Source organism: Enterobacter cloacae complex sp. ECC445 (genome assembly GCF_021892025.1).
Taxonomy (GTDB): Bacteria; Pseudomonadota; Gammaproteobacteria; order Enterobacterales; family Enterobacteriaceae; genus Enterobacter; species Enterobacter chengduensis.
On record NZ_JAKLRZ010000002.1, the window covers coordinates 129,979 to 141,745 of the forward strand.

At 51.8% G+C, this 11,767-nt stretch carries 16 protein-coding genes; 10 read left to right on the forward strand and 6 right to left on the reverse strand.

The window, feature by feature from the left end; translation table 11 throughout:
• Positions 1–121 precede the first annotated feature (121 nt).
• Positions 122–388 (forward strand): putative hemolysin, encoded by a 267-nt coding sequence (locus L6R44_RS02005; RefSeq protein WP_023312003.1) that lies wholly within the window; start codon positions 122–124, stop codon positions 386–388.
• Here the strand turns inward: L6R44_RS02005 and hslJ are convergent, their stop codons facing one another.
• From hslJ to L6R44_RS02025, 4 genes are all read right to left on the reverse strand, one after another.
• Positions 389–826 (reverse strand): heat shock protein HslJ, encoded by a 438-nt coding sequence (gene hslJ, locus L6R44_RS02010; protein ID WP_032640858.1) that lies wholly within the window; start codon positions 824–826, stop codon positions 389–391. It lies immediately after the preceding gene.
• 126 nt (positions 827–952) lie between these two features.
• The gene (locus tag L6R44_RS02015) at positions 953–1,081 is read right to left on the reverse strand and encodes a DUF2474 domain-containing protein (protein ID WP_008501283.1); all 129 of its coding nucleotides are present in this window, start codon (positions 1,079–1,081) and stop codon (positions 953–955) included.
• Entirely contained in the window at positions 1,081–2,091 is a 1,011-nt protein-coding gene (gene cydB, locus L6R44_RS02020; protein WP_032640856.1) for a cytochrome d ubiquinol oxidase subunit II, read from the reverse strand. The genes L6R44_RS02015 and cydB overlap by 1 nt, the downstream gene beginning before the upstream one ends.
• Complete coding sequence (locus L6R44_RS02025) at positions 2,091–3,491, reverse strand: cytochrome ubiquinol oxidase subunit I (RefSeq protein WP_032640854.1); 1,401 nt, start codon at positions 3,489–3,491, stop codon at positions 2,091–2,093. Before L6R44_RS02025 ends, cydB begins: the two co-directional genes overlap by 1 nt.
• 280 nt (positions 3,492–3,771) lie before the next feature.
• Between L6R44_RS02025 and L6R44_RS02030 the strand changes: the two genes are divergently transcribed.
• From L6R44_RS02030 to L6R44_RS02045, 5 genes are all read left to right on the forward strand, one after another.
• Positions 3,772–3,927: a hypothetical protein gene (locus L6R44_RS02030; protein ID WP_154231965.1), complete on the forward strand. Its 156-nt coding sequence runs from the start codon at positions 3,772–3,774 to the stop codon at positions 3,925–3,927.
• Positions 3,928–3,944: 17 nt separating this feature from the next.
• Positions 3,945–4,277, forward strand: a complete 333-nt coding sequence (locus L6R44_RS02035) for a hypothetical protein (RefSeq protein WP_237423059.1) — start codon at positions 3,945–3,947, stop codon at positions 4,275–4,277.
• An 18-nt stretch (positions 4,278–4,295) separates the two neighbouring features.
• Complete coding sequence (locus tag L6R44_RS02040; RefSeq protein WP_272930015.1) at positions 4,296–4,448, forward strand: tail fiber assembly protein; 153 nt, start codon at positions 4,296–4,298, stop codon at positions 4,446–4,448.
• Positions 4,396–4,527, forward strand: a complete 132-nt coding sequence (locus L6R44_RS24870; protein ID WP_272930016.1) for a tail fiber assembly protein — start codon at positions 4,396–4,398, stop codon at positions 4,525–4,527. The genes L6R44_RS02040 and L6R44_RS24870 overlap by 53 nt, the downstream gene beginning before the upstream one ends.
• Positions 4,528–4,597: 70 nt before the next feature.
• Complete coding sequence (locus tag L6R44_RS02045) at positions 4,598–5,686, forward strand: glycosyltransferase family 9 protein (RefSeq protein ID WP_237423060.1); 1,089 nt, start codon at positions 4,598–4,600, stop codon at positions 5,684–5,686.
• Positions 5,687–6,319: 633 nt separating this feature from the next.
• Here the strand turns inward: L6R44_RS02045 and L6R44_RS02050 are convergent.
• Both L6R44_RS02050 and L6R44_RS02055 read right to left on the reverse strand, forming a co-directional pair.
• The gene (locus tag L6R44_RS02050; protein ID WP_237423061.1) at positions 6,320–6,814 is read right to left on the reverse strand and encodes a DUF3828 domain-containing protein; all 495 of its coding nucleotides are present in this window, start codon (positions 6,812–6,814) and stop codon (positions 6,320–6,322) included.
• Positions 6,811–7,182 carry a hypothetical protein gene (locus L6R44_RS02055; RefSeq protein ID WP_237423062.1) on the reverse strand — a complete coding sequence of 124 codons (372 nt, stop codon included), beginning with the start codon at positions 7,180–7,182 and terminating at the stop codon, positions 6,811–6,813. Before L6R44_RS02055 ends, L6R44_RS02050 begins: the two co-directional genes overlap by 4 nt.
• 457 nt (positions 7,183–7,639) lie before the next feature.
• Between L6R44_RS02055 and ymcF the strand changes: the two genes are divergently transcribed.
• The 4 genes from ymcF (at position 7,640) to L6R44_RS02075 (ending at position 11,767) form a co-directional block, all read left to right on the forward strand.
• Positions 7,640–7,828 (forward strand): cold shock small protein YmcF, encoded by a 189-nt coding sequence (gene ymcF, locus L6R44_RS02060; RefSeq protein WP_028013309.1) that lies wholly within the window; start codon positions 7,640–7,642, stop codon positions 7,826–7,828.
• An 82-nt stretch (positions 7,829–7,910) separates the two neighbouring features.
• The gene (locus tag L6R44_RS02065; RefSeq protein WP_237423063.1) at positions 7,911–9,320 is read left to right on the forward strand and encodes an aminotransferase-like domain-containing protein; all 1,410 of its coding nucleotides are present in this window, start codon (positions 7,911–7,913) and stop codon (positions 9,318–9,320) included.
• Between the two features lie 270 nt (positions 9,321–9,590).
• Positions 9,591–10,736 carry a putative ABC transporter substrate-binding protein YdcS gene (gene ydcS, locus L6R44_RS02070; protein WP_237423064.1) on the forward strand — a complete coding sequence of 382 codons (1,146 nt, stop codon included), beginning with the start codon at positions 9,591–9,593 and terminating at the stop codon, positions 10,734–10,736.
• A gap of 17 nt (positions 10,737–10,753) precedes the next feature.
• A complete protein-coding gene (locus L6R44_RS02075; RefSeq protein WP_237423065.1) occupies positions 10,754–11,767 on the forward strand; it encodes an ABC transporter ATP-binding protein in 1,014 nt (337 codons plus the stop codon).

The window sequence follows — 11,767 nt, forward strand, 5'->3', positions numbered from 1 at the left end:
TTTGGCGAAAAAATTGCGAGAAATTGTTTCTGGAGCGCATAAATACGCACTTCCACTCTCGACGGCACGGGATGTGATGCCTATTATGCATAGGTTTCGCATTATTTATGGGGGAGAGAGCATGCGCTCAGCATTTTGGGTAGGGTGTGCCGCACTATTGTTGTCGGCATGTAGCAGTGAACCAGTCCAGCAGGCTACGGCCGCTCACGTCGCGCCCGGAATGAAGGCGGCGATGTCCAGTTCAGGTCAGGCCAATTGCGCAATGATTGGCGGTTCGCTGTCCGTCGCCCGACAGCTTGACGGTTCTGCTATTGGGATGTGCGCCTTGCCAAACGGCAAACGCTGCAGTGAGCAGTCGCTTGCCGTGGGAAGCTGCGGTAACTACTGATTATTCTGCACGCTTAAACATCAGCGTTTTATCGGCTGTCGCCAGCGTCAACTGGTCTTCAGTCAGGTCGACCTGCGCCCCTTTGCGCAGCATGTCGCCGATGGCCTGATCCAGCTCATTCAGCTGCGGTTCCGTGCAGAGCTTGCGCGTCATGGCCAGCGTTTTCACCTTAAGCTCGCCTTCGGACAATTTCCCCTGTCCGTTAAAGCGGTTACACATCTGGCCAGAAACGCTGATGTTGTCCACCAGGCTGATATCAGGCAGCGCGTTAAAACTGATTTCAGGTTGCGTTGTCGCGCTCTTCACCGCCTTACCGTTCACATTTTCCAGCACAAAGCGGTGGCTCTTAAGTTGCTCCGGCTGTACGGAGGCTTTACCCGGATTAACGCAGCCGGTAAGGACAAGACTAATAACGCTTAACGCGATGAGCTTTTTCATTTTTCTTCTCAAACTATAAATACTGTGAATCTTTTTCCAGTGTAACGATACTCTGCCGGGCGTTAATGGGGTTTATCTGAAAGTGCGAGGATGTACCGGGCAACGCAGCGGTTGCCCGGAATAACCTCAATGCGATTTAAACCCTGCCGCCGTCATCAGCATACGGAAGAGCATGCTGACCGCAGCCAGCGCCAGCACGCTGCCGCCCCAGATAATGGCCAGCCACAGTAATCTTTTCCAGACCGGTTGTTGCATCAGTGATAACCCTCCCCATGCTGAACTTTGCCGCGAAATACGTAGTAGCTCCAGAAGGTGTAGACCAAAATAACGGGAACGATCAACAGCGCGCCCACCAGCATAAAGCCCTGGCTTTGCGTCGGTGCGGCGGCCTGCCACAGGGTGATCGACGGCGGAATAATATGCGGCCAGATGCTGATCCCAAGCCCGCTAAAGCCGAGGAAGATCAGCCCCAGCGTCAGGATAAACGGTCGGCTATGGCTGTCGGGATTATTCAGGCAGCGCCACTGATACAGGCTAAACATCACCACCAGCGCCGGGACCGGCAGCAGATAAAACAGGTTTGGCAGCGTAAACCAGCGCGCAGCGATGGCCGGTTGCGCCAGCGGCGTCCAGAGGCTGATCGCCGCAATAAACGCCAGCAGCATGATTAATAGCGTTTTAGATACCTCACGCATCCGCTGCTGCAGCGCGTTTTCGCTTTTCATCACCAGCCAGGTAGCGCCTAACAGCGCATAGGCCACCACCAGACCCGCGCCGCAAAACAGGTTAAACGCGGTAAACCAGTCAAAGGGGCCGCCGGTGTAGGCCCGGCCGGTGACGGAAAAGCCGTTAATGACGGCACCTACCGTCACGCCCTGGGTAAACGTCGCCAGAATCGAACCGCCAATAAAGGCCTTATCCCAGAACGGGCGATGCGCAGGCGTGGCCTTAAAGCGAAACTCAAACGCCACGCCGCGGAAAATAAGTCCGATCAGCATTAATGTGAGCGGAATGGTCAGGGCATCAACGATCACCGCATAGGCCAGCGGGAATGCGCCGAACAGGGCGGCACCGCCCAGCACCAGCCAGGTTTCATTTCCGTCCCAGACAGGCGCGACGCTGTTGACCATCACGTCGCGATCGTCGGCGTTCTGCGTGGCCGGGAACAGAATGCCGATCCCCAGATCAAAACCGTCCATGACGATATACATCAGCGTGGCAAACACGATAATGACGAACCAGATAATGGAAAGATCGATACCCATTATGGCTGCTCCTTATGTTCAGCTGTAACGGCAGAAAGCGGGCGCGCAGGACGTCCGTCGGACTCGGTGGCGAAAGACTCATGCGGCTGCGGGCCTTTTCGGATGAGGCGCACCATATAGCTGTAACCCACGCCGAATACCGAGGTGTAGACGACGAAGAAGGCCAGCAGGCTTACGCTCATGTGCAGGTCACCGTGGGCGGAAACCGCATCTTTCGTTCGCTGAAGCCCATACACTACCCACGGCTGGCGGCCCACTTCGGTGGTGATCCACCCGGCCAGAATGGCAATCAGCCCGGATGGCCCCATCAACAGCGCAAACCACAGGAAAGGGCGCGACGAATACACGCGTTTTTTGTAGCGCAGCCAGAGTGCCGCCACCCCAAGCAGCAGCATCAGCATGCCCAGGCCCGCCATAATGCGGAACGACCAGAAGACGATGGTGGAATTCGGACGGTCTTCCTTCGGAAACTCTTTCAGCGCCGGAACCTGTTTATCCAGGCTGTGCGTCAGAATAAGGCTGCCGAGGGCGGGGATCGCCAGCCCAAAGCGGGTGCGCTCCTGCTCCATATCCGGCCAGCCAAACAGCAGCAGCGGGGTAGGTTCACCCGGCGGATTTTCCCAGTGGCCTTCAATGGCGGCAATCTTGGCGGGCTGGTGCTTTAAGGTGTTCAACCCGTGCATATCGCCAACCAGGGCCTGAATGGGGGCGACAATCAGCGTCATCCACAGCGCCATCGAAAACATCGCCCGGATGGCGGGGGTATTATTCCCGCGCAGCAGATGCCATGCCGCGGATGCGCCCACAAACAGGGCGCTGCTCAGGAAGGCGGCAATCGACATATGCAGCAGGCGGTAAGGGAAGGAGGGGTTAAACACCACGGCAAACCAGTCCACCGGGACGACCTGACCGTTGACGATCTCATAGCCCTGCGGGGTCTGCATCCAGCTGTTCGAAGAGAGGATCCAGAAGGTGGAGATAATGGTGCCCAGCGCCACCATGCAGGTTGAGAAAAAGTGCAGACCCGGCCCGACCTTGTTCCAGCCGAACAGCATCACGCCGAGGAACCCGGCTTCGAGGAAGAAGGCGGTAAGCACTTCATAGGTCAGCAGCGGGCCGGTAATACTGCCCGCAAACTGCGAAAAGCCGCTCCAGTTGGTGCCAAACTGGTAGGCCATCACTAGCCCGGAGACCACGCCCATGCCAAAGTTGACGGCGAAAATCTTCGACCAGAAATGGTACAGCGAACGCCAGACCGGATTTTTTGTTTTCAGCCACAGCCCTTCGAGCACGGCAAGATAGCTTGCCAGGCCGATGGTGATGGCCGGGAAAATAATGTGAAAGGATACGGTAAAGGCAAACTGTATCCGCGCAAGGTGAAAAGCATCCAAACCAAACATGCAAAACTCCGCGATGTAATTATGTCGATGCCATTCTATGCCGCGCCAGGACTGGGTTGCAGAAACAGACCCGGCCTATTTACCTATAACAGTTTGCCCACCGTACAGCCTCTTCACCATAATCCCCCCAAAACCCTTCCCCAAAACTGATTGTTTATTGAGCGGAAATAAACGTCCATTCATCCTCGCGTTCTATCCTAAAATTTAACTTCAGGATATCCGATAAGCGCTGCGTGGTGACCATGGCCAGCAATAGCGCATTAATTGCTCAAGGTGATTCATGCTTTTTGGCATGCTCGAAAATACCAACGGCATCGCGGCGTTCTTTGGTGCTGTAGTCACTGCCGTACAGCAAAAAACAAACTATACAGCAGTTCAGTATCGTTATGAGCAATATAACATCGGCGGACACTGGTACACGGCATGGGTGGCGTAATGACGAAGTAATCAGGTATGTTTAAAAAATATGACCCATTAGATATGTGGGGTAAATATAACCCGGTGAAGGTGGCTAAATTCTCGGTGGAGGAGTTCGAGTTATATTACATTGCAAAATCACCAGGGATGAATATTGTTTTTCTGAAACATGATAATGGGAATGATTGGTATCTGTGGCTAAAAGCACTTTCTCCTGAAACGCTAAAAATTTCCTTTTACCCGGGCTGGAAAGAAATTGTTCATTTTTTTATGATGCTAGCGCAATTTTCCCGATTAATCAGATTGTCGTTGAAATCGAAACCGAGAATGTACTTGATGAGTTTACCGTCGCTGGCGAAAAAGCATTAGGTGGTGCATTTCTTTTTGATGGAGGGTATCGCCGCCCCTGTGGATTACGTGGATGAAGCTCAGCGCAAAAACAAGAGTTACTTGTCTCAGGCGAATAACATGATTACAACACTTCAGGATGCTGTTGATCTGGATATGGCAACTGGAGAGGAGGCAAGCATTACTGCTTGAGTGGAAAAAACACCGTGTCTGGTTGAGTCGTGTTGATGCCGGTAAGGCTCCTGATATTAACTGGCCTCAGTCACCTTGATGTTATTGGATATATTACGATTCAGTATGTTATAATCATACCCATTGAATATCATAGGGTAGGTTTGAGCATGTCATCAAAGAAAGCAAGGGTAGCTTTAGTTTCATTTTTATTATCTTCATACCGATTTTTTAAGCGAAGTGGTCATTCTTTTGACAGAATCGGTCTTGATGAAAAAGTAGAGAGTATAGTCATTTTTTCTACAACTGCCCTTGGGGACTTCATGTTCAATACACCAGCGATTTTATCTCTGAAATCAAGGTTTCCCTCTGCTCGAATAACATTAGTTTCAAGCCACAAGAACAGAAACTTGGTTGAGTGTTCTCCTTGGTTTGAACGAGTAATTTTTTGGGACCAAAAAGTTAAAACAGCCTCAAAGATTGTGCGATTGTTAAAGACGGATACTCCAGATATTGCCGTTATTCTTCATTCGAAAAGCCCCTACGATGTACTTATTGCAACTCTGTCAGGTGCGAAATACATATTTAAAGATGCATATAACGAAAGTGATCTTGCAATGAGGCGTTTTGTAACTTCATTGTCCGGGGTTGAGTTTAACGGGCATTTAATTGAAAGAAAAATGTCCTTAATCAAACCAATGGGCTGTGATGTGGAAAATATAGAAATGGAAATACCTTTTTCATTCGAAGCAAAAAGCAAAAAGAACGCCATCATTATTGGGTTCCAGCTTGGAGCATCTGATATCCAAAGACAGTGGCCCGTTCTTAGATTCAATGAACTTGCAAAGTTATTAATCAACTCTGGACATAATGTTGAAATTGTATTGATTGGTTCTCCAAATGAAGTGGAGATTTCCAAAAAATTTATGGAGGGTATGACGGAAGCTGAAAGGCAGTCTATTAATGATTATGTCGGAAAGGTTTCTTTGAAGGAGCTTGTTGAAACCATTTCCGGTTTTGACTTGCTAGTGACAGGTGATACGGGGCCATTGCATCTTGCCGTAGCGCTAAAAGTTAAAACAATAAGTTTGTTTGTGACAGCGAACCCTGCGTACACCGGCCCTCTTCAAGATCCTCATCTGCATAAGATTATACGTGTTAACAACAATGATGACCTCATGACTTCCGCCCAGCCCATGAGTATAATCGGCGCCAGTGAAGTCATGGCAGCAATCAGTGAAGCTATTGACGAGTGGTGACTTTGTGAATGTATATGCAGCGCTAATTATATCTTAGTGTTTTTTACATGCCATTCGTTCTCTGGCAGTAAAAAATAAACACAAGCAACTTAAAATAGAATTGTTCATCGGCCCTATGTTTGCAATGCTCGTTTCTGTGTATTGCTATCATGAGCCGTCAATTTAGACCCTCTACCAGAAAACGTGGTATTGGGCCTTGGCCTGAGGTTTTTGCATTTCTGCTCTCCCGTTTGCCATTCTTATCATATTCATCAACGTAGTGAGGGGATTTAAAAAAGACAATTCCTGCTAATAATGATCATTTCAAATATCGTAACAACCAAACACCCCGGATGATTACCGGGGAATATCCTCTCCCAAAACGATTTTTATCTGCTTGATTTAAAGAACTTTATCTTTAGCCGTTTTGCAACCAGATAATGTGAGTGTTGTTTATCTTACTGATTTAAATGGATAATTTTGAAATCTTTTTATCTCCATCCGTGCAAGGTGAAAAGCATCCAAACCAAACATGCAAAACTCCGCGATGTAATTATGTCGATGCCATTCTAAGCCTCGCCAGGACTGGGTTGCAGAAACAGACCCGGCCTATTTACCTATAACAGTTTGCCAGGGTAATCCTTATAGATGTGCTTAAAGTCCACTTTCCGCTGATGACTTTGCTCGAGTAATTGCTCCGGCATTAAATATGGGGTGCTCGTAGCGATCGGTTACGTCACTCACGCGGTAAATTTTCCATTTTCCATCTTCACGACGCATATAGACTTCAAGATTAAGAAACCCGCCGTCCTCAATGCCAATCCGGACAGGAAGAACTTCGCCATTCATGAATTGATGCGGTACACCAACCTTAAGCCCCTTCACCCAGGATGGATCATAGTCCTGAACGTAAGCGAAATAATCTGATCCCACGATTTCCTGTTCAGGAATAGACTCTATCTCGTTAAGTCGGGACAGTGTATCAGCCGCAACAAACTCACTAAGCTGAGGATATTCACCATCACTTTCTGCAAAAAACGTCAGATATGTTGAATAAAATTTTTCCGCCCGTTCGGCAGCATTCTGCTGAGGTACACACGTACAAGCTGATAATAATAACGGCAAACTAATTATTATCCTCCTCATCATCGACTCATCCTGTAAATCTTATAGGCTGGTTGCGCGTGGCGGTAACCCGGCCCGGGATACATGCTGAGCTGGGTAAAATCTGAGATCCAGCGAGTGCCGTCGAACATTGTCATATGGCCGCTTGAATTTCCCCCGGGATAGGGCTGAATTACAGCGACATCTCCGCTAAGTAACGTCGAACCGGGAGGAACCTCTCTAAAACCAGCTCGCAAAAGTTTTGGTCCATAATCCTTCGCGTCATGTGTACGTTCAAGCGTAATGCCGCCAGCGATTATGGCACGACGTGTAAACTTCGCGCATTCGTTATGGGAATGTCCGAGCGCATGCGAGCGGAGGTAAGAAACAGCCGCGTCTTTATTCCAACTCATTCATAGTTCCTTTATGTAAAGTAAGATCGAAATGCTTGCGTAAGCAACACAAGTAGAAGAGTGTTCATTAGCCTGTTGTTAATACTCTGTGGTTCGACAGATGAGTAGGCAAAAAATGTTATTGATTGTATTGATATTTCATTGGGTTATGTAAGCATGGCTGGGATTGTTAATATCAATGTTTAAATCTTGAATGAGCTTCAGAGAATAAAAACACTCTTTTTATGAATTTTCCGCATAAAACCGCTTGCTTTGTCGTCAACGCCGTGCGTTAATGGTCTTCTGGTTTTGAGTCCAAATAAATATCTGACGTAGTTTTATAAAGCAGTTCTCATCACGTTGTGCCTCTCCGCAGCCTCTCTTGGGTCTTTATCTACTTTCCGATTCGTTTTGTTTAAAACCATTATTGCCCAATCGGCCCATTAGTAATTTACGTTTTACGTGTCAGGAGAATCCTATGACTTCTTATATCCATTTTCGCTGCCCATGCTGTCATGGCTCGCAGTACCGTACCTCAGTCTTTGATGTGTCTGAGAAAAACCCACTCGGCGCAAAATGCATCTTTTGCAAATCGTCGATGATTACGCTCGATCACCTTGCCGCCGCGCGCCAGGCGCAAAGCCACGTTACCGAGTACCGTAAGTAATTCATCTTCCAGACTATAACAGTTAGCTAAATCTTCTCTTTTTCTCCTGCTGATATACACTGTCGGCAATAAGGAGAATCTGATGAAAAAATACCAGCGTCTGGCGCAACAAATTATCTCGCAGATTGAGCTTGGCGTATGGCTGCCGGGCGATAAGCTGCCTTCGCTGCGAGAGCAGGTGGCGAGCAGCGGCATGAGTTTTATGACCGTTGGCCACGCGTATCAGATGCTGGAAAGCCAGGGGCGCATTGTCGCCAGACCGCAGTCGGGCTATTACGTTGCCTCGCGCCCGACCGCACAACAGCCTGCGCCACCCGCTCAGGTGATGCGTGACGAAGCGGTGGATATTAACACCTACATCTTCGACGTCTTACAGGCCAGCCGCGACCCGTCCGTTGTTCCTTTTGCCTCCGCGTTTCCCGATCCGCGGCTTTTCCCGCTGCAGCAGCTCAACCGCTCGCTGGCGAACGTCAGCAAAACCGCGACGGCGATGAGCGTAATTGAGAACCTGCCGCCGGGTAACGTCGATCTTCGCCACGCCATTGCCCGCCGCTACGCGCAGCAGGGGATGAACATCTCTCCGGAAGAGATCGTGATCACCGCAGGCGCGCTCGAAGCGCTCAATCTCAGCCTGCAGGCGGTCACCGAGCCGGGCGACTGGGTGATCGTCGAAAACCCCTGTTTCTACGGCGCGCTGCAGGCGCTGGAGCGCCTCAAGCTCAAAGCCTTATCGATTGCGACGGATGTTCGCGAGGGGATTGACCTGAATGCCCTCGAACAGGCGCTCAATGACTATCCGGTTAAAGCCTGCTGGATCATGACCAACAGCCAGAACCCGCTCGGCTTCACGCTAAGCGCGGAGAAAAAAGCGCGGCTCGTCGCGCTATTAACGCAGCACAATGTCCCCCTGATTGAAGATGACGTCTACAGCGAGCTATATTTTGGCCGCGAAAAGCCGCTCCCGGCGAAAGCCTGGGATCGTCAGGACATGACGCTGCACTGCTCGTCCTTTTCAAAATGTCTGGTGGCCGGTTTTCGCATCGGCTGGGTGGCGGCAGGAAAACACGCGCGACGGATCCAGCAGCTGCAGCTGATGAGCACGCTCTCCACCAGCTCTCCCGTGCAGCTGGCGCTGGTGGATTACCTGGCGACCAAACGCTACGACGCCCACCTGCGCCGCCTGCGGCGCACGCTGGCCGAGCGAAAGCAGCAGGCCTGGCAGTCACTTCTGCGCCATATGCCTGCCGGGGTCAAAATCCACCATAACGACAGCGGCTACTTTTTATGGCTGGAGCTTCCGGCGCAGCTCGACGCGGGGCTGCTGAGCGAAAAATCCTTAACGCACCACATCAGCATCGCCCCCGGGAAGATGTTTTCCACATCTGACGCGTGGACGCCGTTCTTTCGTTTTAATACCTCATGGGCCTGGGGAGAGCGAGAAGAGCAGGCGGTTATTCAGTTAGGGAAATTAATTAGCACGATGCTGGAATAATCTTTTCTGCGTTATTTAAATAATCAATTCTTATCCTGATCACGGCGCTGCGATTATTTCGCGGCGCCCTGTCATAGGAAATCTGCATACCGTCTCTCGCGGCTAACTCCTTGTCTATAATCCAGTTAACGGGGAATGCGCCCTCGGTCACACCTTGATGAAATTTCCTGAAGCCGTACGGTGCGGCGCATTTGCGCGGTCTACGTTTAATAAGGGAGATATTTTTACGGCACGGCTGCCGCTAAATTTCATTGCGACAGGAGTACTCTTATGAGCAAAAAATTTGCCCGCAGCAGCCTGTGCGCGCTCGGCATGACAATCATGACAGCGCACGCCGCAGAACCCCCCAAGGCCATTGGCGACGGGGAAGGTCGGCTGGATATTATCGCCTGGCCAGGATACATCGAACGCGGACAGACGGATAAAAACTATGACTGGGTCACCCAGTTTGAAAAAGAGACCGGGTGTGCGGTCAACGTCAAAACGGCGGCCACGTCGGATGAAATGGTCAGCCTGATGGCGAAAGGGGGATATGACCTGGTCACCGCCTCGGGTGACGCCTCCCTGCGCCTGATTATGGGCAAACGCGTTCAGCCCATTAACCCCGACCTTATCCCGAACTGGAAAACCCTCGACGGACGCATCGTGAAAGGGGAATGGTTTAACGTCGGCGGGAAAGTCTACGGCACGCCGTACCAGTGGGGGCCAAACCTGCTGATGTACAACACCAAAACCTTCCCGACCCCACCGGACAGCTGGAGCGTGGTCTTTACCAAACAGGATCTGCCGGACGGGAAAACCAATCAGGGACGCGTGCAGGCCTATGACGGCCCGATTTATATCGCCGACGCCGCGCTGTTCGTCAAAGCCACGCAGCCGCAGCTGGGTATCAAAGACCCATACCAGCTCACCGAAGCACAGTATGCCGCGGTGCTCAAGGTGCTTCGCGACCAGCACGCGCTGATCCACCGCTACTGGCATGACACCACCGTCCAGATGAGCGATTTTAAAAATGAAGGCGTCGTGGCCTCCAGCGCCTGGCCGTATCAGGCAAATGCGCTGAAAGGGGAAAACCAGCCCATCGCCACCGTCTTCCCAAAAGAGGGGGTGACCGGCTGGGCGGACACCACCATGCTGCACGCGCAGGCAAAACACCCTATGTGCGCCTACAAATGGATGAACTGGTCGCTGACGCCGAAAGTGCAGGGCGATCTGGCCGCATGGTTTGGCTCTCTGCCCGTGGTGCCGGAAGGGTGTAAGGCCAGCACGCTTTTGGGCGAGAAAGGCTGTGAAACAAACGGGTATAACGAGTTCGACAAAATCATGTTCTGGAAAACCCCCATCGCCGAAGGCGGCAAATTTGTGCCTTACAGCCGCTGGACGCAGGATTACATCGCCATCATGGGCGGTCGTTAATTTCCCGGGAGCAGAACATGACGTACGCGGTAGAGTTTAACAATGTTTCCCGCCTGTACGGCGACGTCCGGGCGGTGGATGGGGTCACCATTGCGATTCGTGACGGAGAGTTTTTCTCCATGCTGGGGCCTTCGGGCTCCGGCAAAACCACCTGCCTGCGTCTGATAGCGGGTTTTGAACAGCTGTCAGGCGGCACGATTTCTATCTTCGGCAAGGAGGCGAGCGAACTGCCGCCGTGGGAGCGGGATGTGAACACCGTCTTTCAGGACTACGCGCTGTTCCCGCATATGTCTATCCTCGACAACGTTGCCTACGGGCTGATGGTCAAAGGCGTCGACAAGAAAAAACGCCACGCGCAGGCCCGCGATGCCCTGGAAAAAGTGGGCCTGAGCTTCGCCGTTGCCCGCAAGCCTTCACAACTTTCCGGCGGCCAGCGCCAGCGCGTCGCCATCGCTCGCGCGCTGGTCAATGAACCGCGCGTCCTGCTGCTGGACGAACCCTTGGGCGCGCTCGATCTTAAGCTGCGCGAACAGATGCAGTTCGAGCTGAAGAAGCTTCAGCAGGAGCTCGGCATCACCTTTATTTTTGTCACCCACGATCAGGGCGAAGCGCTTTCCATGTCGGACCGGGTGGCGGTATTTAATAACGGGCGCATCGAGCAGGTGGATACCCCACGCGATCTCTACATGCGTCCGCGCACGCCGTTTGTCGCCGGTTTTGTCGGCACGTCCAACGTATTTGATGCCGGTCTCGCACAGAAACTGTGCGGCATGGAGGGCTGCTATTCCCTTCGCCCGGAACATATTCGCCTGAATGAGGGTGGAGACGTTCAGGTTCACGGCGTCGTGCAGGCCGTTCAGTATCAGGGGGCAGCTACGCGCCTCGAGCTGAAGCTGGCCGATGGCGCTAAGCTGCTGGTGAGCCAGGCTAATTTCAGTGACGCCTCGTCGCCGAGCGGCGTAGCGCCGGGGCAGTCCGTCATGGCCTCGTGGTCGCGCGAGGCCATGATCCGCCTGCACGAGGAGAGGTGA